Source organism: Flavobacterium daejeonense DSM 17708, assembly GCF_000425425.1.
Lineage (GTDB): Bacteria > Bacteroidota > Bacteroidia > Flavobacteriales > Flavobacteriaceae > Flavobacterium > Flavobacterium daejeonense.
In genome coordinates this window covers 84389-107290 of the sequence record NZ_AUDK01000005.1, presented here as the reverse complement: position 1 = coordinate 107290, position 22902 = coordinate 84389, and the positions used below count along the sequence as shown (strand labels likewise).

Sequence of the window (22902 nt, the reverse complement as noted above, 5' to 3'; positions counted from 1 at the left end):
CTCAAAATTTTTTATTTTTGCCCTGTGAAAAAACATGAAAAATACTTAAAACGCTGTATTCAACTTGCTCAAAACGGCTTAGGGACCACTTATCCTAACCCGATGGTGGGCAGCGTTATCGTTTATAATGACCAAATTATCGGCGAAGGCTGGCACAAAAAAGCCGGAGAAGGGCACGCCGAAGTAAACGCCGTAAACTCGGTTAAAGATAAATCTTTGCTACAAAAAGCAACTATTTATGTGAGTTTAGAACCTTGCAGTCATTTTGGAAAAACACCGCCTTGTTCTGATTTAATTATTCAAAACAAAATTCCAAATGTGGTTATTGGAACCGTCGATCCAAATGAAAAAGTGGCCGGAAGAGGTATTAAAAAACTGATTGAAGCCGGAATCAACGTTACTGTGGGTATTTTAGAAAAAGAATGCAACGAACTCAACAAACGTTTTTTTACATTTCATCAAAAACAACGTCCTTATATTATTTTAAAATGGGCCGAAAGTCAGGATGGTTTTATTGCACCGAGTGAAAGAAACGAGCAAAAACCGGTTTGGATTAGCAATCCTTATTCCAGACAATTGGTTCACAAATGGCGCAGTGAAGAACAGGCAATTCTCATTGGCACGCAAACCGCTATTGACGACAACCCAAAATTAGACGTGCGCGACTGGACCGGAAATTCGCCTGTAAGAATCGTTTTAGACCAAAATAATCGCATTCCAAAAACGCATTTTGTATTCGATAAAAAACTAAAAACCATTGTTTTTTGCCAGTCAAACGATAAATCAATCGAAGAAAACCTTATCTTTGAAGTAATTCATTTTAAACAAAATATAATTCCTCAAATCTTAACCAAATTATACCAGCATCGAATTCAGTCTGTTATAATTGAAGGAGGTCGTCAAATCCTGCAAGCTTTCATTTACGAAAACCTTTGGGACGAAGCACGCATTTTTAAAGGAAAATCCAACTTTAAAAACGGAACAAAAGCACCAACTTTCGCAATAAACACAACCCAAAAACAGTTCATCCTTGAAGACGAACTTCTAATAGTAAAAAATCATGACCAGCGCCATTAATACCATTATATTTGATTTTGGAGATATTTTCATCAACCTGGACAAAAAAGCCACAATGGATGGTTTTAAAAAATTAGGTTTAAAAGAATGGAACAATGAATTAGACCAATTAAATTTTCAGTTTGAAAAAGGAAATATTTCCCGCGAGGAATTTCTTGCCGGATTTCAAAAACAAATGCCGAATGCCAGCATCGAGGAAATTTTGGAAGCATGGAACGCTATTCTGGCCGATTTCCCGCTCTACCGATTGGAATTTATACAAATGCTTTCCAAAAAATACAAATTGTTTCTGTTAAGCAATACCGATTCTATTCATATTGACACTTTCGAACAAAAAGTTGGTCCGTCTTTTTATGGTGATTTTTACCAATGTTTTGAAAAAGTTTATTTTTCCTTTGAAATGGGCATGCGCAAACCGGATGCTGAGATTTATCAGGCTGTTTTAAATAAACACGAACTACAAGCCAAGCGTACTTTATTTGTAGATGACAAAAAAGAAAACACCGATGCCGCTGCCGCTTTAGGAATTCATGTTTGGAATTTACAGGTAGGCAAAGAAGACGTGATTGATTTATTTGAAAAAGTGATTCTTTAAAAAATTTTAATTTCAAAAATCAATAACAATTGTAATTCTTTTATTAATTGTTTTTTGACATTGAAATTATTTTTTTGCTATTAAACAATGAAAGACACTTATAAAACCATTGCTTTTTCACCCGAAGAAATTCTTTTTAAAGAAAAGGGAAGTAAATTTTTCGGTTATGCTTTTCCAATAACTTCCGAAGAAGAAGTAAAACCTATTATTGAAATTTTAAGAAAAAAACATCCAACGGCCTGTCATTACTGCTACGCTTACCAAATTGGCACCGAAAAAATCAGTTACAGAGCCAATGATGACGGCGAACCCAGCAATTCGGCAGGGACTCCCATATACGGACAAATCCAGTCTTTTGACATAACCAACACCCTTATTGTCATTGTCCGTATTTTTGGAGGAACTAAATTAGGCGTTGGTGGATTAATTACCGCTTATAAAACTGCCGCCCAACTTACTCTGGAAAATTGTGAAATAATCGAAAAAACCATCGACATTCATTTTTTAGTCTCTTTTGACTATAAAAATATGAATAAAGTAATGCGGGTGATTAAAGAAAAAAATATTGATATTGTGACTCAAAAAATGGAAATGAGCTGCAAAATCGAAATTAAAACCCGCAAAAAAAATGCCGAAATATTGTTCGAAATCTTTAATTCTTTATATGAAATAGATATCAAAATTAAAGAATAACCAATATCCTTTTCATACATTTTTATATTCGCAAAAGCTGCGTTTTCACATAATCCGGAGCTGCCATTGGACGCCCTGTTTTCATGTTCACAAACACCAAAATTGAGTTCCCGATTGTTAATAACTCATCCTGTTCATTATAGATTTCATAATCGAATTCTATCTTAGCAGAAGTCTGACTTTTAAAGATAGTTTTCACCCTTAACAAATCGTCATAACGAGCCGGTTTTTTATAATTTGCTGTCAAAGAAACCACCGGAAGCATCACTCCGTTTTCCTCCATCCATTTATAAGAAATCCCAATGTTTCTAAGCCATTCCACGCGTCCCATCTCAAAATATTGGGCATAATTTCCGTGATACACCACCCCCATTTGATCTGTTTCTGAATACCTTACCCTAACATTAAACTCGTATATTTTCATCTCTAATTTTATCTTATTTTAAATATTAATTTGAAATCTTTTTCTTCATACTTACAACAATATTTCTTCAAAATCAACCCCTGAAAATTTTTTTTTAACGAAATTTGTTCACATATTTGTTACCCCGAGAAATAACAACTTTTTTTGCTGTTATTTACTTCAGACAACCTATATACAAAATATAATAATTTAACAGAATTTATGAACAAAACTGCTCAATCAGTATGGGATAACTGTTTGTCTTTTATAAAAGACAATATTCAGGACCAGGCATACAAAACCTGGTTTGAACCAATCAAGTCAGTTGAACTTACCGATAACGCATTATATATTCAGGTTCCCAGCAAATTCTTTTACGAATGGCTGGAAGAACATTATGTTAAATTATTGAAGGTTGCCCTTACTAAAGAACTTGGAAAAAACGCAAAGTTACTTTATAAAATCAAAATGGAGAACACTTATGGCAACAAACAACCGTTTACAGAACAGTTGCCAAGTACGAATCGTTCTCCGATGAAACCTCAAAATGTAGATGCGCCTTTAAAGAATTTAGATCCGGAATTAAAAAATCCTTTTGTTATTCCCGGAATCAGAAATTTAAAGATTGAATCGCAACTAAACCCGAATTACAGTTTTGATAATTTCCTCGAAGGAGATTCTAACCGACTGGCTCGTTCAGCTGGTATGGCTGTTGCTAATAAACCGGGCGGAACATCATTCAATCCGTTACTAATCTTCGGAGGAGTTGGTTTAGGGAAAACACATTTGGCTCACGCTATTGGGGTAGAGATTAAAGAAAAATATCCTGAAAAAACGGTTTTGTATATTTCAGCCGAGATTTTCACGCAACAATATATTGACTCTGTTAGAAAAAACACCCGAAATGATTTTATTCATTTCTATCAGTTAATTGATGTTTTAATCATTGACGACGTACAATTTCTATCCGGAAAATCAGGAACGCAAGACGTATTTTTCCACATTTTCAACTATTTGCACCAAAACGGAAAACAGGTTATCCTAACTTCCGATAAGGCACCAGTAGATATGCAGGATATCGAGCAACGCTTATTATCCCGTTTCAAATGGGGATTATCTGCTGAGTTACACCAGCCGGATTATGATACCCGTGTTTCAATTCTAAAAAACATTCTGTTCCGTGACGGAGTAGAAATGCCGGACGAAATTGTTGAATATGTAGCCCGTAACATCAAATCAAATGTTCGAGAACTGGAAGGCGCTATTATTTCATTGATTGCGCAGTCTTCTTTCAACAAAAAAGAAGTGACTATCGAACTGGCAAAAAGCGTCGTAGAGAAATTTGTTAAAAATGTAAAACGAGAAATTTCTATCGATTACATTCAAAAAATTGTTTCTGATTATTTCCAATTGGACGTAGAAACTCTGCAATCCAAAACACGGAAAAGACACGTGGTACAAGCTAGACAATTAGCAATGTTCTTTGCCAAAAAATTCACTAAAAACTCTTTAGCGAATATTGGTTCACAAATAGGAGATCGCGATCACGCCACCGTTTTACATGCTTGTAAAACCGTAGATAATTTGGTTGCAACCGACAAACAATTCAAAAAATTTGTCGAAGATATCCACAAAAAACTAACGCTATAAAAGCATTATGTCTGTCAAAATTTTAATGGTATGTTTGGGCAATATCTGTCGTTCGCCTTTGGCCGAAGGTATTTTAGCATCCAAACTACCAAAAGACAAATTCTTTGTTGATTCTGCTGGTACCGGTGCCTGGCATTCCGGAAATCAACCTGATTCCCGCTCCATTGCCGTTGCAAAAAGCCACAATTTAGACATCTCTTATCAAAGAGCCCGGCAATTCAAAGTGGAAGATTTTGACTCTTTTGATTATATTTATGTAATGGACAAATCTAACTTTAGAGACCTAATTCGTTTAGCCAAAAAAAACGAACACAAAGAAAAAGTTGAAATCATCCTTAACGAATTGTATCCGAATGAAAATGTAGATGTTCCGGATCCTTATTACGGCATAGCCAACGGTTTTGAAATGGTTTACCAAATGCTTGACGAAGCCTGTGAAATCATCGCAACAAAACTAAAAACCAATCACCGCTAATCTTAGCAAAATACTCAAAAAAAAAAAAAAAAAAAAAAAAACTATGAAATCAAGTCCGCAATTTGGAAAACTCTATTTAATCCCAACAACCATGGGAGAATGCGACCCAACGGACGTTTTACCACAAACCGTAAAAAGAACAATTGATTTCATTGATCATTATATTGTAGAAAACGAAAAAACTGCCAGAAAGTCTATCAAAGCAGTACATCCCGAGAAAAAACAATCTGATTTAGTGCTTTTTGCTCTAAACAAGCACACCGATTCCAAAGAACACAAAGACTTTATCCAACCTTTATTAGAAGGAAAAAATGTTGGTTTGATGAGCGAAGCCGGCTGTCCAGGTGTGGCTGATCCTGGCGCTGTAATTGTAAAATTAGCCCATGAAAAAGGAATTCAAGTGGTGCCATTAGTAGGTCCCTCTTCTATTTTACTAGCCATGATGGCATCCGGAATGAACGGACAAAGTTTTACTTTTCATGGTTATTTACCAATTGAAAAAGACGAAAAAAGAGCCACTCTTAAAAGTTTAGAACGTATTTCTTTCGAAAAAAACCAATCGCAAATTTTCATCGAAACTCCATATCGCAACAACAAATTAGTTGAGGATCTAATCAGTATTTTGAATCCGGAAACCCATTTGTGCATTGCCACCGATATCACTTTACCAACGGAATACATCAAAACCAAGAAAATTTTGGTCTGGAAAAAAGAAAATGTAGATTTACACAAACGTCCTACGATTTTTATTATTCATAAAATGTAGTTCATAATCTATTTCCTCAACTCGAGCCATTTATTTACTTTTAGGCTTTTAAAAATAAAAGTATGCCAAAGCTTCCTCATGTTACAACAAGCATCTTTACCGTCATGTCAAAAATGGCAGCAGAGCATAATGCCATCAATCTATCTCAGGGCTTTCCTAATTTTCCAGTGAATAAAAAACTGACAGAAATCGTAGCTAGATTAGCCAAGGAAGACGTTCACCAATACACCCCAATGTCAGGCTACCCGCCATTGTTAAACAAAATAGCCAAGCTCACGCTTCAGTCTTATGGAAGAAGTGTAGATCCGGAAACAGAAATTCTGGTCACTACTGGGGCTACTCAGGGAATCTTTACTGCTATTCAGGCATTAGTAAAGAACGAAGACGAAGTAATTATTTTGGATCCAAGTTATGATTCCTACAAACCGAATGTCCTTTTATCCAACGGCATTCCGGTTAGAATCTCTTTAAACGATAACTATTCAACCAATTGGGATTTGGTAGAAAAAGCCTGTAATGAAAACACCAAAATGATTATCATTACAAACCCTCACAATCCTACTGGAAAGATTCTTTCTCTTGCTGATATCGAAAAATTAGAAGCCATTTTAGAAAAATTTCCAAATATCATTTTACTTTCGGATGAAGTATACGAATACATCTCTTTTGAACAAAAACTCATTTCAGTTAACACAAGAAAATTACTTCGCAACCGGGCTGTCATAGCTTCTTCATTTGGCAAAACATTTCACGTTACCGGTTGGAAAGTAGGCTATTTAATTGCTCCGGAATATTTGATGAAAGAAATCAAAAAAGTGCACCAATTTTTAGTTTTCAGTGTCAACAGCATTGCCCAGGCCGCCATTAGTGAGTATTTAGACCAAACTTCAGTGGACGAAATCAGTGCCTTTTATCAACAAAAAAGAGATTATTTCCAACAGCTACTTTCCGGCAGCCGCTTTGAATTAATGCCCTGCGAAGGCACCTATTTTCAGGTAGTATCTTACAAAACAATTTCAGATGAAAATGATGTAGATTTTTGCAAACGCCTAATCACCGAACACGGTGTAGCTGCCATTCCGATTTCCACTTTTTATGAAAATGGCAAAGATTTAAAACTTATCCGTTTTTGTTTTGCCAAAACTGATGCTACTTTAGAAGAAGCTACAAGAAGACTCTGCAAAATTTAATTTTAGAACAAAAAGTCTTTATTTAACGATATTCCTGTCCTTTACTTCCGCAGTCGAGTGTCAAATATTTGAAGAATGCGTAAAAAGAAAAGCTGTTTGAGGACGAAGGACGAGTTCTTTTCTTTTAGCATTCGAAAATAAATTTGACCGACGAGGAAGTGCAGACTTGATTTTTTTGTTTCTTTTTTGATCAAGCAAAAAAGAAAAACCTATTTCGTATATTTACCTAAAACCTCAACAAAATGAACTTCAGCCAAAAAATGCTTCGTGACGATGCTCTTCAGGGAAAAGTAATTGTAGTAACCGGTGGCGGTAGCGGACTCGGAAAAGCAATGACCCAATATTTCATGGAACTGGGCGCTAAAGTTGCCATCACTTCACGCGATTTAGACAAACTTAAAAATACCGCTGTTGAACTGGAAAGTCTTACTGGCGGAAGTTGTTTGCCTTTGCAATGTGATGTGCGCCATTATGAGGCAGTCGAAAAAATGCTGGAAGAAGTCTTAAAAGCCTTTGGTAAAGTCGATGTCTTGCTCAATAACGCAGCCGGAAACTTCATCTCTCCTACCGAACGACTTTCGGCTAATGCTTTTGATACCGTCATTGATATTGTACTGAAAGGCACCAAAAACTGCACGCTGGCTTTTGGAAAACACTGGATTGACAGTAAACAAACCTCGGCTACGATCTTGAATATTGTAACCACCTATGCATGGACCGGTTCGGCTTATGTGGTGCCGAGTGCCACTGCCAAAGCTGGCGTGCTCGCCATGACCCGAAGTCTTGCTGTAGAATGGGCTAAATACGGAATTCGTACCAATGCCATCGCTCCGGGCCCCTTTCCTACCAAAGGCGCCTGGGACAGATTGCTTCCGGGAGATTTGGCGCAAAAATTTGATTTGGCGCAAAAAGTACCGCTTAAACGCGTAGGAGATCATCAGGAATTAGCCAATTTAGCGGCATATCTGGTATCTGATTTCTCGGCTTATATCAATGGCGAAGTCATTGTGATTGACGGCGGCGAATGGCTCAAAGGCGCAGGACAATTCAACATTCTGGAGGCAATTCCAGAAGAACTTTGGGACCAACTGGAAGCTATAATTAAGGCAAAGAAGAATAAGTAATTGATTTTTTGGGCGTCCCCCCGCCTCCACTCCGTTACGGCGTGGTCAGGCTTCCCGATAGCTATCGGGACGATATATCTCTTGTTCCGCTACGCCCCACAAGAGGATACCGTTTCCATCCTTAACGCAAATCTTCGCCAGCATGTATGTCATCCTATGTTTACTTAAACATTATGTTCTTTGTTTATGCAAACATAGGATGACAAGAATGCGAAAAAACCAAATTTATCATCAAAACCCTGTTGAAAACCCACCAACATTTCACCCTCAAACTCCAACCAACTCCCAATTAAATTCCTATTTTTGTTGTACAAAAAAAGTAAAAAAACTATGCTTATTATAGGAATCGCGGGCGGCACAGGAAGTGGAAAAACAACGGTGGTACATCAGATAATGAATCAGTTACCGGATGCCGAGGTAGGCGTTATATCTCAGGATTCCTATTATAAAAAAAATGAAAACCTCAGTTATGACGAACGTGCTTTAATTAATTTTGACCATCCCAGAGCCATTGATTTTGATTTATTGGTCAGTCATTTAAATGAACTCAAAGCTGGCGAAACCATTCAGCAACCGGTCTATTCTTTTGTCACTCACAATCGTACGGAGGATACCATCAGCACCCATCCACGAAAAGTGATGATTGTGGAAGGCATTTTGATTTTGGCGCATGCCGAACTAAGAGAATTGTTTGACATCAAAATCTTCGTGCATGCCGATGCCGATGAACGCCTCATTCGCCGTTTGAAAAGAGACATCGCCGAACGTGGTCGCGATATGGACGAAGTACTCAACCGCTATCAGAAAACATTAAAACCGATGCACGAGCAATTTATAGAACCCACTAAAGCTTTTGCAGATATTATTATCCCAAACAACAATTACAACACCGTAGCCATTGATATGTTACGAACTGTAATTCATCAAAAAATCAGATAATTTTATTGTATTTTTATAACGTCCAAACCTGACTATTAAAAACGTCAATTCGAGTGTTTCTTATATTATACTGACACTTCAGGATAATATAAGAAATGTCCCGAGAATCGTTTTTAATCCTAATCAAACAAACAACAACTCATGACAAATCCCTATAAAGAAAAAGCCTGGTTTAAATTTTTAAGCAATAAGTACATTTGGTCCTTATTATTTTTTGCAGTTTGGATGTTATTTCTGGACAATTATTCTTATTTTGACCATCGGGTTTTAAACAATCAGATTGAGGAACTGGAAGACAACAAAACCTATTATCAGGAAGAAATTAAAAAAGACGAAGCACAAATCAAGCAACTTAAAAATCCGGATCAGGTCGAAAAATATGCCCGCGAAAAATATTATATGAAAAAAGACAGCGAGGATATTTATATTATTGAATTTGAAGGCGACACGATTGAAAAAAAATAAATAGCACACCCCTAACCCCTCTCAAGAGGGGAATTAAAATAAACAAAAATGGCGACTCACCTATTCGAAGATTTTGATCCTGTTTCTTCCAAACAATGGAAACAACGAATCCAATATGAATTGGATGGCGCCGATTATAATGAAAACTTAGTTTGGAATTCACCGGAAGACATTAAAGTAAAACCTTTTTATCATGGAGACGATTTTAGCCAGATAGCTACCGCTCCTACCCATGCTTCCAACTTTAAAATTTGCCAAAACATCTTTGTATTTAACATTCAAAAATCAATAGACCGAGCTTTAGATTCACTGCAAAGAGGTTCCGAAAGTCTCCGATTTACCATTGATGACGAAACCATCGACATAAAAAAACTACTTGAAAATCTACCCTTAGAAAATACTACAATCTATTTTGATTTAAAATTTCTTTCGGTTGATTTTATCGAAAAAGTAAATCAAATAGTAGCTTCAAAAAAAGCCCGTATCTTTTACAATTTAGACCCCATTGGTCAACTGGCTAAAGAAGGTAATTGGTTTACTACTAAAGAAAAAAATAATTTTGAAAGTCTACAATTGCTTTCAAAGAATACGCGCGAGCATTCATTGATTAGCATCAATATGGCCTTGTATCAAAATGCTGGGGCAACCATGGTACAGCAAATCGCTTATGCTTTGACACATGCCAATGAATACCTGAATCGCATTCCTACAATTCATCAGCCGATTGTTTTTAAAGTGGCCGTTGGCAGCAATTATTTTTTTGAAATTGCTAAATTGCGTGCTTTACGATTACTCTTTCAACTCATTGCCAAAGAATATTACCACGACAAAGACTGTCATTTATTAGTAACCCCATCAAAACGCAACAAAACGCTATACGATTACAATATGAATATGTTGCGCACGACTACCGAATGTATGTCGGCGATTATTGGCGGAGCCGATGCGATTGCTAATTTACCTTACGATGCCATTTACCATAAAAACAATGAATTTGGCGACCGCATCGCTCGAAATCAACTGTTGATTCTGAAAAATGAAAGTTATTTTGACAAGGTAAACAACCCCGCTGACGGCAGTTATTACATCGAAACTTTGACACAGCAACTCGCCGAAAAAGCATTGACTTTATTCAAAGAAATCGAAGCTAATGGTGGTTTTCTAAAACAACTGAACGAAGGGATTATCAAACGAAAAATTCAGGAAAGCGCCGATAAAGAACAACAACTTTTTGATTCAAATACCGAAATTTTGGTTGGAACCAATAAATATCAAAATTCTAAGGACAAAATGAAGGACAACATTGAGTTATACCCTTTTGTAAAAATAAAACCACGAAAAACACTGATTACCCCTATCATTGAAAAACGACTGGCAGAGCAATTAGAACAAGAGCGACTTGCAGCCGAATAATAAGCCAAAATCAATTTGCAAAAAGCACCCAAATGATTCGAAAAGACCTCCGACATATTCAACTAAAATCAGAAACCGCAAGCAGTTTCGAATATTCTTTTACTAAAGAAAATACTACTGCTGAAAATTTCGTCACCGCTGAAGGAATTGAGCTAAAACAGACTTATGTTGAAAATGATATTGAGGATTTGGAACATTTAGATTTTGCAGCCGGTTTTCCGCCTTTTCTTCGCGGCCCTTACGCCACAATGTATGTGCAAAAACCCTGGACAATTCGTCAATATTCAGGATTTTCCACTGCCAAAGAAAGCAATGCTTTTTACCGAAAAAATCTGAAAGCCGGTCAGGAAGGACTTTCGATTGCTTTTGATCTGGCCACCCATCGCGGCTATGATTCCGATCACGAACGTGTTGTGGGGGATGTTGGAAAAGCAGGAGTTGCTATTGATACCGTAGAAGATTTCAAAATATTATTTGACCAGATTCCATTGGATAAAATGTCGGTTTCCATGACCATGAACGGAGCGGTTTTACCCATAATGGCTTTTTATATCGTTGCCGCCGAAGAACAGGGCGTAAAACCAGAACAACTTTCGGGAACCATTCAAAATGACATCCTCAAAGAATTCATGGTACGCAATACCTATATTTATCCACCGGAAGCTTCGATGAAAATTATTGCGGCTATTTTTGACTATGCCAGCAAAAAAATGCCCAAATTCCATCCCATTTCTATTTCGGGTTATCACATTCAGGAAGCAGGAGGAACGGCCGATATTGAATTGGCATACACACTGGCAGACGGCTTGGAATATGTAAGAACCGGACTTTCAGCAGGACTTAAAATTGATAATTTTGCTCCCCGATTGTCATTCTTTTGGGGTATCGGAATGAATCATTTTATGGAAATTGCCAAAATGAGAGCCGCCAGAATGATTTGGACCAAACTAATGCAACAATTTCATCCTAAAAATCCAAAATCTGTTACATTACGAACACATTGCCAAACCAGTGGATGGAGTTTAACCGCTCAGGATCCTTTTAACAATGTAGCCCGAACTTGTATTGAAGCCGCAGCAGCTGTTTTTGGCGGCACACAATCCCTTCATACGAATGCTTTGGATGAAGCCATGGCCCTACCAAGTGATTTTTCGGCACGAATTGCCCGAAATACTCAATTATTTTTATTGGAAGAAACGAAAATCACCAAAACCGTTGACCCCTGGTCCGGAAGTTATTATGTTGAAAGTCTAACGAATGAGATTGCCGAAAAGGCCTGGAAACATATTGAAGAAATCGAAACGCTTGGTGGCATGACCAAAGCATTATCCAGCGGAATTCCGAAATTAAGAGTTGAAGAAGCCGCCGCCCGAAAGCAGGCTAGAATTGACAGCGAACAGGATATAATTGTAGGAGTTAATCAATTTCAAGCCAAAAAAGAAGTACCTTTAAATATTCTGGATATTGATATCGAAAAAGTTCGCAGTCAACAACTCGAACGATTAAATCAGGTAAAATCCAGCCGAAACAGTTTAAAAGTTAAAGAAGCTTTAGAAAAAATTACTCTTTGTGCGCAAAACGGAAATGGTAATTTATTAGAATTAGCCATTGAAGCTGCCAGAGTAAGGACTACATTAGGTGAGATTAGTCAGGCTTTAGAAATCGTATTCGGAAGACATCAGGCAGCAATTAAATCTTTTAGTGGCGTGTATAGTAAAGCAATCAAAAAGAATAAGAGCTTTGAAAAAGCAAAAGAATTAGCCGATATTTTTGCCAAACAGGAAGGTCGTCGTCCGCGAATTATGATTGCTAAAATGGGACAGGATGGTCATGACAGAGGTGCAAAAGTAGTTGCAACTGCTTTTGCCGATATTGGTTTTGATGTAGATATTGGATCTCTTTTTCAAACTCCCGCCGAAACAGCCAAGCAAGCCATGGAAAATGACGTCCACATTTTAGGCATTTCTTCACTGGCCGCCGCTCACAAAACCTTAGTTCCTCAGGTTATTGAAGAATTAAAAAAACTTGGTCGGGAAGATATTATGGTCGTTGTGGGCGGGGTAATCCCAACTCAGGATTTTGAATACCTGTTTGAAGCCGGAACCGCTGCCGTATTTGGTCCCGGAACGAATATCAGTAAAATTGCTTCAAAAATTTTAAACTTTTTTATCGAAGAGGAAAGCGAATAAAAAAAGAGTCATTACTAAAAATTAGAAATGACTCTTTTCTTTTAAGTTTAAGATTAAAGCGAAACTACCGCATTTACATTGGGTTGGATAAACGAAGTATCATAACCACCAAATGCTTTTAAATAACTGCGTATCGAAGTACCATAGGCATCTTTAATGTATTTTTTTCCGTTATGCTTAAAAAATCTTTTCACAGAACCTGCACCTCCCAAATGAGCTGCAGCCAAAATACCCGATTCGGTAATCAAAATACCATCTACAACTTTTCCGTCGTATCGTTCAATAATGTCCTTTAAAATGGATTTGTTTTTAGATAATAAAGCAACAAAGGCTTTTTCCTGCAGTTTAGGACTTCTTAAGAATTTTTCTGTATCGTGAATTCCAATAGACCTTAAAGTTTCGTTACCAAACTGGTATTTTCCTAAATACCCTAACGAATTTACTTTTTTGTACTTGTTCTCGGATTCTCTATATCCGATTGCTTCCTTAAAACCGATGAATAAATTTCCTGTAAAAGGAATATTTAAACTGGTATAATCTTCCTGTTGTAATGAAGGAAATTGGTATTGCATTCCTTCAACATTTTTCCTCAAAAACCACTCATCATTATCTAATTTCAGTGGTTTAAAACTGTAACTTAAGAATACTATAATTACAGCTAAACTGGTGTAAAAATGCCATTTTTTTATCATAAATTGGTTTTCTTCTAAACCTGTCACATTCAGAAATTTCACGGCGCAAAGATACAACTTTTTTCATAAAACCTGAAAATCAACCAATTAATAGCCGCTAAAAATACAACAGATGCGCCTTAAGTCCCTCACGACCTGAGTATTCAAGCGTGGGCGCGGGAATTTTTAAAACGGAAAAAACAGAAAAAAAAGTCTTCAAAAAATGCGATTTTGTATCAATTTTTGTCAGGTCAACGTCTAAACTCAGATAAAATTGTCGCGTTCTTACCCAATTTTCTTCTGCTAAAAACGGTGAATTTTCTCCTTTTCCACTAAGCATTCCATCCGCTCCGTAACCTAGAGCGAGATTTATAATTTTTGGAATTTTAGAATCTTTAAAAAAGGATTTTAAATTAGCCGACAACCAATAGGTTTGTCCGTTATAATCTTTTAAAATTTGCTCGGAAAAACTTACTCCTAAAACTTCCGGTCGGTAATTGGAAAATCGGGTGTTGTGAAAAGAAAATTTGGGTGTAATGCGTTGCTCTTTCCATAGCAATTGTTGCGAAACATATAAAGCTGTTCCGGTAGCATTGGCAATTACATCTCCGGAAGAAGCACCCCATTCAGAAGAAAATCCGTCTAAAACTTCCACAACAGTCAAAAATGCAAAACCTAAACCAGCACCATACAACAATTGTTTTTTAGGTGTCGCTCCGCTCCATTGCAACATTTCGTTCCCAAAACGTCCTAAATGATAAGAAGAAAACAGATGTCCAAGCTTATCCATTTGCAGCCATTCCTGATTGTCATTGATAAAATGAAATTTGGAACGGGGATAATCAGCATACCACAACTGATTTAAACCAACCAGAGTTATAGCAGAAAAAGCTGCTTCCGAAACGAAAACAGCTTTTTGTCTTTTATTATTTAAAGTATCTGAAGGTTTTAAAAAAGAATCTATTTTGCCCTGAGCGGTACAATTAAAAACTGCAAGCAAGCATCCGATAAACAAAAAACCTTTATACTTCAAAACTATCTTTTTACCCCTTGTGCATTAATCCAATCCGAATATTTTTTGGCATTTACGTTATGTTCCGCTAAAGTAGCAGCAAATTCGTGATACCCAAAACGGTCCACACTGGCACAGAAATAAATAAAATTATTCTTTTCCGGTTTTAAAACCGCCTCAAGAGCCGTAATATCCGGCATTGCAATTGGTCCCGGAGGAAGTCCGGTTACTTTATAAGTGTTATAAGGCGAATTCAAAAATAAATCATTGTAAAACACTCTTTTGATAATTTGATTAAAATCGTTGTCTTTCTTTTTCTTGGCATAAATCACCGTTGGATCGGCCTGAAGTGGCATTCCTAATCGCAATCTGTTCAAATAAACCGCTGCAATTCGTGGTCTTTCGTCTTTTTTAACCGATTCTTTATGAACAATGGAAGCCAAAATCGTAGCTTCAGTAGGTGATAATCCTTGTTTTTGCGCATCGGCAACACGCTCTTTATTCCAAAAATTGCGATATTCTTTAATCATTTTATCTCTGAATTTATCAGCCGAAGTATTCCAATATACCTCATAAGTATTAGGAATAAACATGGTTAAGACATTTTCCTCAGTAAATCCGTTTTCTTTTAAGAAAATAGAATCTTTAAACGAATGCATCAAAGAAACACTGTCGGCTTCAATTTGAGACCCCACACGTCCGGCCAGATTTTCAATTCGCTCCTGATTATTAAAAGCTAACTTTACCGGAACATTGTAACGCATGGCTTTAACCAATTCGTAACTGTTCATTCCTTTTTTCAATAAAAAACGTCCTGATTTAACATTGGCAGGATAACTCATTTTATTGGCTACCATTTCAAAACGATCCAAATTGGTCACATAAGGCGAAACAGAATCTAAAACCTGAGCATAAGTGGCATCTGTAGGGACATGCACATAAACCTCATCTTCAGTAAACTTGGTATTATTTGAAAAAATTTGAGAAATTAAAACAAAACCATAAATAATCAATCCCGAAACCACGACAATTGCGGCAATTGAAATCATTTTTTTTGTGCTCATTATGAAAGCTAAAAATTAAATTATTAATTAATTAACTGATAGACGGCTTCGTCCTGATATACTCCGTTGATAAGATTCCAATCTTTTTTAAGCCCTATACATTGAAAGCCAAATTTAGTAAAAAGTGCTACACTCGCATCATTTGACACCCCAATATTTGCATACAACTGATGTAAATTTAAATGTCCGAACGAGTAACGAATTAATAACTCCAGAGCCTCCGAACCAATTTGCTGATTTCGATTCCCTTCACTGTGAATTAAAATCCCCACTCCGGCTCTGTTATTTCGGGGATCAAAATCAAATAAATCAATCAATCCAATGGCTGGAAAGTCGTTTTCTTTACAGATAGCCAACCTTAACTGTTTGGCTTCATAAATATCCTGATGCGCATTTTCAAGGTACTGCCGAATGAGAAATCGGCTGTAAGGAGTTTGTGTATTACTCACTTCCCAAATATTTTCATCATTTTCTATGGCATAGATAAATTCTAAATCTTCCGGTTCCAAAGCCCGCAAATAAATAGAATTGCCTTTTAATGTTATCATGAGAAGTGAGTGATTTTATTCCAAAATTAGATTTCGATAGTTCCTTCAAAAACAAACTTTGCCGGACCGTTCAAAAATACATTCACGTATTTATTGCCTTCTTTTTCAAAAGAAACCGATAATTTCCCGCCTTCAACATTTACGTTAATCGCTGTCAAATCTGTTTGTCCGGTAGCATTCATCGCGATTGCTGCCGCTGTAGCTCCGGTTCCGCAAGCCAGGGTTTCATCTTCTACGCCACGCTCGTAAGTACGTAATGCAAAAGTGGAATCGTCAATTTTTTTAACAAAATTGATATTGCTTCCCGCTTTTCCATACAATTCGCCATAACGAATAGCAGCACCATTTTCTTTTACATTATAATGCTCTAAATCATCTACTAATTGCACATGATGTGGAGAACCGGTGTTTAAAAAACTATAGTCCGGATTAATTTTTATTTCATCAACATCAATCATTTGCAAAGAAACAATTCCGTCTTTATCTACTGAAGCATGATGCAAACCATCAACGGCATTAAAGGAAGTAGTGTCTCCGATTACATTTAATTGTTTCGCAAAAGCGACCAAACATCTTCCGCCATTTCCGCACATGGTGCTTTGATTCCCGTCTGAATTGTAATAAACCATTTTAAAATCGGTTTCCGGATCATTTTCAAGCAACATCAATCCGTCTGCTCCAATTCCAAATCGTCTGTCACAAAGACGCTCAATTAATTTTGTGTTTTCTTTTGGAAAAAATTCGGAACGATTATCAATAATCACAAAATCGTTTCCGGTACCTTGGTATTTATAAAATTGTACTTGCATTTTATTGAATTATAAACCACAAAAATACGAACTATTAATGAAATGTTAATCATTGTTAAACAGCGTTAAAGTGTTTTTTAACATTCTATTTTCGCTTTAAATTTACTTTACAAATAACGTAAAAACGATCTCTATTATGAAACGATTTTCTAATCTATTTTTAGTGTCTTTATTAAGTGGAGCCACAACATTAGGGGCATACAAATTATTATTTGACGATAACGGTTATTTTTCAGATAACAAAAAAGCAATAACAACTCTTTCATCTGACAATTACACAAAAAGAGTTGGATTATCATCAGATGTACTCGACTTTACCGAAGCCGCCGACAAAACCGTTCACACTGTAGTTCACGTAAAAAATGTTTCTTACCAAAAAGTAAGCGACCCAATGCTGGAATTTTTCTACGGCTACAGAGGAGGTCAGGCTCAGGAACAAGTAGGTACCGGTTCAGGAGTAATCATTTCGGAAGACGGATATATTGTGACCAATAATCACGTAGTAAAAGATGCTTCGGAAATTGAAATCACTTTAAACAACAAAAAATCCTACAAAGCAAAATTGATTGGCACCGATTCTAAAATGGACATTGCTTTGTTGAAAATTGATGCCGATGAAAAATTGCCTTATACCACTTTTGGAAATTCAGACGATGTAAAAGTAGGAGAATGGGTACTTGCCGTGGGAAATCCATACAACCTGACTTCTACAGTTACTGCCGGAATTGTTTCGGCAAAAGCCAGAAATCTTGGAACGAAAGATAACGACATTCAGTCATTCATCCAAACTGACGCTGCGGTAAATCCCGGAAACAGTGGTGGAGCACTGGTAAATACCCGTGGAGACTTAATCGGAATCAACACGATGATTACTTCGATGACCGGTTCTTATGTGGGGTATTCCTTTGCTGTCCCTTCTAATATTGCCCGAAAAATAATTGAAGATATTATGGAATACGGCAATGTACAACGCGGAATTTTAGGTGTTGTAGGAGGCGAACTAAATGCAACAGTATCTAAAAAATACGGAGTTACACAAACTGAAGGAGTTTATATCCAAAGTGTTCAAAAAAATTCCGGTGCTGAAAAAGCCAATTTAAAAAAAGGAGATGTTATCGTAAAAATTGACAATCAAAACATCGCCACTTTTGCTGATTTATCCGGATACATCAACACCAAACGTCCAAACGACAAAGTAAACGTAACGATTATTAGAGACAATACATCTAAAACAGTTCCGGTGACTTTGAGCAAAAATGAATTTTTCAGTGCTGAATTTAAAGGAATCGAATTAGAAAATATTTCTGCTACTGACAAGAAAAAATTCCATGTAGATTATGGTGTAAAAATCAAATCCATCAACAACGAAAATCTAAGACAATATGCCGATGAATTACAAGGAAACATTATTTTAAGCATTGACAATGTCAAAATAAAAGATATCGAAAGTGCCTCTAAACTTCTAAACAACAAAGATGATCAGCAAAGTGTTCGAATTGAAATGTTGAATAAAAACGGAGAAATCATTCGAATTATCATCTAAAAACAACTTTTAGCAAATCTCAAAAAGCCGGAAAACTTTAAACTTTCCGGCTTTTTTTATGCTTTTCCCTGTCCCAGAATAGTTGACTCTAATGAATTTTCTTCAGTCAAATCAATTCCTAACACAGCTATCATTTGATAAAAAAAAAAAAAAAAAAAATCATTTCTCAAATCTAAAACAGCAACAACAAACCACTCTTTTTAATCTACCAAACTCTGTTTACAGAAATTAAAAACATCAAATCTTTTAAGATTAAAGCATAAAAAAAGCGCTTTATCAGCGCTTTTTTATGCTTTAATCTTATTTTTTTTTTATAAAACCCTGTTTATTTGAGTAACCCTTTTATTGTAATATTCTTCTTTTAACGAAGAAATAATCACACCACTGCTGGTAGAAGCATGAATAAATTTAATTTCACCATCTTCTCCAACTTCAACAACCATTCCTACGTGATTAATCTGTCTTCTTCCGTTAGTCTTAAAGAAAATCAAATCTCCTTTTTTGGCATCTTCATTGTTTACTTTCACACCATATTGAGCCTGTTCAAAAGAAGAACGAGGCAACTGTATGTCATAAGCTCCAAAAGTCGAAAACATGAGTCCCGAACAATCAAATCCATCTTTTGATGTCCCTCCCGATCTGTAGCGCACTCCAATATTTTCGGAAGCCGTACAAATTAATTGGTCAATAAAATCAGCTCCGTGAAATGATTTCACATTGTATTCCGGCTCAGTTTTGGTCAACGCGTCCGAAAAATCAAATTTCGGAGTGGTTTTAACATTCGATTTTAAAGTACGAATCGTTAATTTTTCACCAATCAATAATCTATTTACAATCTTGGGATTTTGCTCCTCCAATTCCTTTACCGTAATCCCAAATTCTTTTGCGATTCCGTATTTAGTTTCTTTAGCTAAAACCTCATGTGTTATTTCAACTTCAGTATTTGCTTCATCAGCTTTGACAACCGCAACTTCTTTTGGTTGTTCTGTCACAACAGTATTCGCAACAACTACTTCTTCTTTTTTATCCTCTTTCGAATTTTCCTGATTTTCTGCTGCCTTGGCTGTAGGAATCACAATTTTTTGTCCTATTCGTAAAGCCTGATTCGCTAAAATCGGATTGGCATTTTCTATATCAGCAACCGAAACTCTATATTGTCTGGCAATTCCATAAAGTGTTTCTTTAGCCAAAACTTCTCTAATCAAATTCCCATTTGCACTCAATTGCTCCAAAGGAATTACATCACTTTTTTCGGCAATTACCGGAGTAATTTCCGGCTGAATTTCTACTTTAGCCGCTGTTTGTGTTATTTTTTCTTTTGATGGTAATTTTCCTTCCAAAACCACTTCTTGTTTTGCATCAACAACCGGAACGACAATCTCATTTCCTACACGTAATCCTCTTTTTTCCAAAGAAGGATTCATAGCATACAAAACTGCTACTTTGACACCATATTGTTTGGAAATTCCATAAAGTGTTTCTTTGGCTAAAACAATATGCTTTTCTGTTGGAATTGATGCAACTTCGGAAGTAAGCGGAGTATTTTTTTCATTTTTCACAGAAACAACAGGGATTAATAAAACTTGTTTGTATTGGATTCCCTTTTGAGCATCTGGATTTAATTCGTAGATAGAAGACGCTTTAATTTTATAATGTTCCGCTATTTTAGAAATTGTTTCTCCTTTAGCAACAGCATGTTTAACATATTTTTCCTGAGAAAAACCATTAAACTTACTGAAAGCAAACAATAAAACAATCCAAAAGCGATACCTCATAAACTTCTTTTAATAAACGAAACTCTGTTCTTATGTAATTATGAAAATAAAGTTAGCCAAACGACTAACTAAAGAATGAAAATAAATTTTTCAGAAGCGAATTTAACGTTTTAATACCAATTAAACCAATTTTTAACAGCTATTTAAATTGTTTTTTACTGAAAAAACAAAAAAAGCGTTCTGCAAAACACAGAACGCTTTTCTAAAAATTTTAAAAATCAGTTTAGGCCTCGGCCGCAATTAAATTCAAGGCAGAACCCGCCACAAACCAACCAATCTGACTTTCATTATAAGTATGATTCGCTAAAACAATATCTTTAGAACCATCAGCATGTACAAATTCTAATGTCAATGGTTTACCCGGAGCAAATTCGGTTAAATCCAGGAAATTAATAGTATCATCTTCCTGAACTTTATCGTAATCGGCTTCGTTAGCAAAAGTCAAAGCCAACATTCCCTGTTTTTTAAGATTCGTTTCATGAATACGGGCAAAGGATTTTACCAAAACTGCTTTTACACCTAAAAAACGAGGTTCCATAGCCGCATGTTCACGGGAAGAACCTTCTCCGTAATTTTGATCTCCCACTACAATCGAAGGCACACCAGCTGCTTTATAAGCACGTGCCACAGCCGGAACAGCATCATATTCTCCGCTTAATTGATTTTTAACCGAATTGGTTTTCTGATTGAAAGCATTCACCGCACCAATCAACATATTATTAGAAATATTATCCAAATGACCACGGTAACGCAACCAAGGTCCCGCCATAGAAATATGATCGGTAGTACATTTACCAAAAGCTTTGATTAACAATTTAGCTCCGGAAATATTTTTTTTATCCCAAGACGCAAATGGTGCTAACAATTGCAATCTATCCGAAGCAGGATCTACCATAATTTGTACTGAGGAACCGTCTTCTGCCGGAGCCTGAAAACCTGCATCTTCAACATCAAAACCTCTATTAGGCAATTCATCACCTTCAGGAGCTACCAATTTCACTTCTTCTCCATTATCATTCAATAACGTATCCGTTATTGGATTAAAATCTAATCTTCCCGAAATTGCCAAAGCAGCCACCATTTCCGGCGAAGTCACAAAAGCATGTGTATTGGGGTTTCCATCTGCTCTTTTGGAAAAATTTCGATTAAACGAATGCACAATGGTATTTTTTTCGCCTTTATCAGCTCCGGCTCTGTCCCATTGCCCGATACAAGGCCCGCAGGCATTCGTAAACACCTTCGTTCCCATTTTTTCAAAATCGGCAATAATACCATCTCTTTCGATAGTATAACGAATTTGCTCCGAACCCGGATTGATTCCAAATTCTGCCTTAGGAGTTATTCCATGTGCAACAGCCTGTCTGACAATCGAAGCCGCACGGGACATATCCTCGTAAGAAGAATTAGTACAAGAACCTATCAAACCCCACTCTACTTTTATAGGCCAACCATTAGCTTCGGCTTCTGCTTTCATTTGAGAAACCGGAGTACCTCTGTCCGGAGTAAAAGGCCCGTTAATATGAGGTTCTAATTCCGAAAGATTAATTTCAATTAATTGATCAAAATATTCCTCTGGATTCGCATAAACTTCCGGATCAGCAGTTAAATAAGAAGCCACTTTGTCGGCAGCATCCACCACACCCTGACGACCGGTAGCCGATAAATATCTTCGCATCGAATCATCATAACCAAAGGTTGAAGTCGTTGCACCGATTTCAGCCCCCATATTACAAATAGTTCCTTTTCCGGTACAGGACATACCCGTAGCTCCTTCACCAAAATATTCCACAACAGCACCTGTACCTCCTTTTACTGTTAAAATATCAGCTACTTTTAAGATAACATCTTTCGGAGCTGTCCATCCGGATAATTTCCCGGTTAGTTTCACCCCAATTAATTTTGGGAATTTCAATTCCCATGACATCCCAGACATTACATCCACCGCATCTGCTCCTCCAACACCAATTGCTAACATTCCCAAACCACCGGCATTTACAGTGTGTGAATCGGTACCAATCATCATTCCACCCGGAAAAGCATAATTCTCCAGAACAATTTGATGAATAATTCCGGAACCAGGTTTCCAGAAACCAATTCCGTATTTATTGGAAACCGAAGAAAGAAAATCAAAAACCTCTTTAGATTGCTTATTTGCAGCAGCTAAATCAAATTCAGCACCATTTTTAGCTAAAATTAAGTGATCACAGTGCACTGTGGTAGGCACCGCAACTTTAGATTTTCCAGCGTGCATAAATTGCAACAAAGCCATTTGTGCAGTTGCGTCCTGACAAGCCACTCTATCCGGAGCAAAATCAACATAATCCACTCCTCTTTTATAAGCTTCTTTTGCCTGTCCTTCCCAAAGATGACTGTACAAAATTTTCTCTGTCAAAGTAAGCGGACGACCAACAATTTCACGTGCTGCATCAACACGACTAGCCATGTTGTCATACACTTTTTTAATCATTTCAATATCAAATGCCATAATACCTAAATATATA

Annotated in this window: 21 protein-coding genes; 13 read left to right on the top strand and 8 right to left on the bottom strand. The window is 36.6% G+C overall.

Annotation, left to right across the window (positions count from 1 at the left end; all coding sequences use genetic code 11):
• The first annotated feature begins 24 nt into the window (after window positions 1-24).
• The 3 genes from ribD (at window position 25) to H599_RS0106180 (ending at window position 2365) form a co-directional block, all read left to right on the top strand.
• On the top strand, window positions 25-1077 hold the full coding sequence (gene ribD, locus H599_RS0106190; protein WP_026713327.1) for a bifunctional diaminohydroxyphosphoribosylaminopyrimidine deaminase/5-amino-6-(5-phosphoribosylamino)uracil reductase RibD: 1053 nt from the start codon (window positions 25-27) through the stop codon (window positions 1075-1077).
• On the top strand, window positions 1061-1672 hold the full coding sequence (locus H599_RS0106185; protein ID WP_035141247.1) for an HAD family hydrolase: 612 nt from the start codon (window positions 1061-1063) through the stop codon (window positions 1670-1672). The genes ribD and H599_RS0106185 overlap by 17 nt, the downstream gene beginning before the upstream one ends.
• 87 nt (window positions 1673-1759) lie before the next feature.
• Complete coding sequence (locus tag H599_RS0106180; RefSeq protein WP_026713325.1) at window positions 1760-2365, top strand: IMPACT family protein; 606 nt, start codon at window positions 1760-1762, stop codon at window positions 2363-2365.
• A gap of 22 nt (window positions 2366-2387) precedes the next feature.
• Here H599_RS0106180 and H599_RS0106175 read toward each other — a convergent pair whose 3' ends face one another.
• Window positions 2388-2789, bottom strand: coding sequence for an acyl-CoA thioesterase (locus H599_RS0106175; protein WP_026713324.1), 402 nt, complete (start codon window positions 2787-2789; stop codon window positions 2388-2390).
• A gap of 201 nt (window positions 2790-2990) precedes the next feature.
• Here H599_RS0106175 and dnaA point away from each other — a divergent pair, with 201 nt between their 5' ends.
• The 9 genes from dnaA (at window position 2991) to scpA (ending at window position 12979) form a co-directional block, all read left to right on the top strand.
• Window positions 2991-4418, top strand: coding sequence for a chromosomal replication initiator protein DnaA (gene dnaA, locus H599_RS0106170; protein WP_026713323.1), 1428 nt, complete (start codon window positions 2991-2993; stop codon window positions 4416-4418).
• Window positions 4419-4425: 7 nt separating this feature from the next.
• The gene (locus H599_RS0106165) at window positions 4426-4893 is read left to right on the top strand and encodes a low molecular weight protein-tyrosine-phosphatase (protein WP_026713322.1); all 468 of its coding nucleotides are present in this window, start codon (window positions 4426-4428) and stop codon (window positions 4891-4893) included.
• A 43-nt stretch (window positions 4894-4936) separates the two neighbouring features.
• On the top strand, window positions 4937-5659 hold the full coding sequence (locus H599_RS0106160) for an SAM-dependent methyltransferase (protein ID WP_026713321.1): 723 nt from the start codon (window positions 4937-4939) through the stop codon (window positions 5657-5659).
• A gap of 62 nt (window positions 5660-5721) precedes the next feature.
• Window positions 5722-6849 carry a methionine aminotransferase gene (locus H599_RS0106155; protein ID WP_026713320.1) on the top strand — a complete coding sequence of 376 codons (1128 nt, stop codon included), beginning with the start codon at window positions 5722-5724 and terminating at the stop codon, window positions 6847-6849.
• Window positions 6850-7091: 242 nt separating this feature from the next.
• The gene (locus H599_RS0106150) at window positions 7092-7973 is read left to right on the top strand and encodes an SDR family oxidoreductase (RefSeq protein WP_026713319.1); all 882 of its coding nucleotides are present in this window, start codon (window positions 7092-7094) and stop codon (window positions 7971-7973) included.
• Between the two features lie 330 nt (window positions 7974-8303).
• Window positions 8304-8912 (top strand): uridine kinase, encoded by a 609-nt coding sequence (udk, locus tag H599_RS0106140; RefSeq protein ID WP_026713318.1) that lies wholly within the window; start codon window positions 8304-8306, stop codon window positions 8910-8912.
• A gap of 141 nt (window positions 8913-9053) precedes the next feature.
• Window positions 9054-9377 (top strand): FtsB family cell division protein, encoded by a 324-nt coding sequence (locus tag H599_RS0106135; protein WP_026713317.1) that lies wholly within the window; start codon window positions 9054-9056, stop codon window positions 9375-9377.
• Between the two features lie 48 nt (window positions 9378-9425).
• On the top strand, window positions 9426-10790 hold the full coding sequence (locus H599_RS0106130) for a methylmalonyl-CoA mutase subunit beta (RefSeq protein ID WP_026713316.1): 1365 nt from the start codon (window positions 9426-9428) through the stop codon (window positions 10788-10790).
• A gap of 32 nt (window positions 10791-10822) precedes the next feature.
• Window positions 10823-12979: a methylmalonyl-CoA mutase gene (scpA, locus tag H599_RS0106125; protein ID WP_026713315.1), complete on the top strand. Its 2157-nt coding sequence runs from the start codon at window positions 10823-10825 to the stop codon at window positions 12977-12979.
• A 53-nt stretch (window positions 12980-13032) separates the two neighbouring features.
• On the opposite strand, the gene H599_RS0106120 is transcribed toward scpA, so the two are convergent.
• The 5 genes from H599_RS0106120 to dapF all read right to left on the bottom strand — a co-directional run bounded on the left by H599_RS0106120 (window position 13033) and on the right by dapF (window position 17083).
• Window positions 13033-13671 (bottom strand): hypothetical protein, encoded by a 639-nt coding sequence (locus H599_RS0106120; RefSeq protein WP_026713314.1) that lies wholly within the window; start codon window positions 13669-13671, stop codon window positions 13033-13035.
• 97 nt (window positions 13672-13768) lie between these two features.
• The gene (locus H599_RS0106115) at window positions 13769-14683 is read right to left on the bottom strand and encodes a DUF2279 domain-containing protein (RefSeq protein WP_026713313.1); all 915 of its coding nucleotides are present in this window, start codon (window positions 14681-14683) and stop codon (window positions 13769-13771) included.
• Window positions 14684-14685: 2 nt separating this feature from the next.
• A complete protein-coding gene (gene mltG, locus H599_RS0106110) occupies window positions 14686-15726 on the bottom strand; it encodes an endolytic transglycosylase MltG (protein ID WP_026713312.1) in 1041 nt (346 codons plus the stop codon).
• 23 nt (window positions 15727-15749) lie between these two features.
• Window positions 15750-16274, bottom strand: coding sequence for a GNAT family N-acetyltransferase (locus tag H599_RS0106105; RefSeq protein ID WP_026713311.1), 525 nt, complete (start codon window positions 16272-16274; stop codon window positions 15750-15752).
• A 26-nt stretch (window positions 16275-16300) separates the two neighbouring features.
• The gene (gene dapF, locus H599_RS0106100) at window positions 16301-17083 is read right to left on the bottom strand and encodes a diaminopimelate epimerase (protein ID WP_026713310.1); all 783 of its coding nucleotides are present in this window, start codon (window positions 17081-17083) and stop codon (window positions 16301-16303) included.
• A gap of 136 nt (window positions 17084-17219) precedes the next feature.
• Here dapF and H599_RS0106095 point away from each other — a divergent pair, with 136 nt between their 5' ends.
• Window positions 17220-18626, top strand: coding sequence for a Do family serine endopeptidase (locus H599_RS0106095; RefSeq protein ID WP_026713309.1), 1407 nt, complete (start codon window positions 17220-17222; stop codon window positions 18624-18626).
• A gap of 311 nt (window positions 18627-18937) precedes the next feature.
• On the opposite strand, the gene H599_RS0106085 is transcribed toward H599_RS0106095, so the two are convergent.
• A complete protein-coding gene (locus H599_RS0106085) occupies window positions 18938-20401 on the bottom strand; it encodes a peptidoglycan endopeptidase (RefSeq protein ID WP_026713308.1) in 1464 nt (487 codons plus the stop codon).
• A gap of 223 nt (window positions 20402-20624) precedes the next feature.
• A complete protein-coding gene (locus tag H599_RS0106080) occupies window positions 20625-22886 on the bottom strand; it encodes an aconitate hydratase (RefSeq protein ID WP_026713307.1) in 2262 nt (753 codons plus the stop codon).
• Window positions 22887-22902: the final 16 nt, after the last annotated feature.

What these genes read in the sequence shown, in the direction of transcription:
- dnaA (WP_026713323.1), top strand. Translation starts at nt 2,991, where the DNA reads ATGAACAAAACTGCTCAATCAGTATGGGATAACTGTTTGTCTTTTATA.
- dapF (WP_026713310.1), bottom strand. Translation starts at nt 17,083, where the DNA reads ATGCAAGTACAATTTTATAAATACCAAGGTACCGGAAACGATTTTGTG.
- udk (WP_026713318.1), top strand. Translation starts at nt 8,304, where the DNA reads ATGCTTATTATAGGAATCGCGGGCGGCACAGGAAGTGGAAAAACAACG.
- H599_RS0106135 (WP_026713317.1), top strand. Translation starts at nt 9,054, where the DNA reads ATGACAAATCCCTATAAAGAAAAAGCCTGGTTTAAATTTTTAAGCAAT.
- H599_RS0106080 (WP_026713307.1), bottom strand. Translation starts at nt 22,886, where the DNA reads ATGGCATTTGATATTGAAATGATTAAAAAAGTGTATGACAACATGGCT.
- H599_RS0106120 (WP_026713314.1), bottom strand. Translation starts at nt 13,671, where the DNA reads ATGATAAAAAAATGGCATTTTTACACCAGTTTAGCTGTAATTATAGTA.
- H599_RS0106150 (WP_026713319.1), top strand. Translation starts at nt 7,092, where the DNA reads ATGAACTTCAGCCAAAAAATGCTTCGTGACGATGCTCTTCAGGGAAAA.
- H599_RS0106165 (WP_026713322.1), top strand. Translation starts at nt 4,426, where the DNA reads ATGTCTGTCAAAATTTTAATGGTATGTTTGGGCAATATCTGTCGTTCG.
- H599_RS0106160 (WP_026713321.1), top strand. Translation starts at nt 4,937, where the DNA reads ATGAAATCAAGTCCGCAATTTGGAAAACTCTATTTAATCCCAACAACC.
- H599_RS0106130 (WP_026713316.1), top strand. Translation starts at nt 9,426, where the DNA reads ATGGCGACTCACCTATTCGAAGATTTTGATCCTGTTTCTTCCAAACAA.
- mltG (WP_026713312.1), bottom strand. Translation starts at nt 15,726, where the DNA reads ATGAGCACAAAAAAAATGATTTCAATTGCCGCAATTGTCGTGGTTTCG.
- H599_RS0106155 (WP_026713320.1), top strand. Translation starts at nt 5,722, where the DNA reads ATGCCAAAGCTTCCTCATGTTACAACAAGCATCTTTACCGTCATGTCA.
- scpA (WP_026713315.1), top strand. Translation starts at nt 10,823, where the DNA reads ATGATTCGAAAAGACCTCCGACATATTCAACTAAAATCAGAAACCGCA.
- H599_RS0106085 (WP_026713308.1), bottom strand. Translation starts at nt 20,401, where the DNA reads ATGAGGTATCGCTTTTGGATTGTTTTATTGTTTGCTTTCAGTAAGTTT.
- H599_RS0106180 (WP_026713325.1), top strand. Translation starts at nt 1,760, where the DNA reads ATGAAAGACACTTATAAAACCATTGCTTTTTCACCCGAAGAAATTCTT.
- H599_RS0106095 (WP_026713309.1), top strand. Translation starts at nt 17,220, where the DNA reads ATGAAACGATTTTCTAATCTATTTTTAGTGTCTTTATTAAGTGGAGCC.
- H599_RS0106105 (WP_026713311.1), bottom strand. Translation starts at nt 16,274, where the DNA reads ATGATAACATTAAAAGGCAATTCTATTTATTTGCGGGCTTTGGAACCG.
- H599_RS0106185 (WP_035141247.1), top strand. Translation starts at nt 1,061, where the DNA reads ATGACCAGCGCCATTAATACCATTATATTTGATTTTGGAGATATTTTC.
- H599_RS0106175 (WP_026713324.1), bottom strand. Translation starts at nt 2,789, where the DNA reads ATGAAAATATACGAGTTTAATGTTAGGGTAAGGTATTCAGAAACAGAT.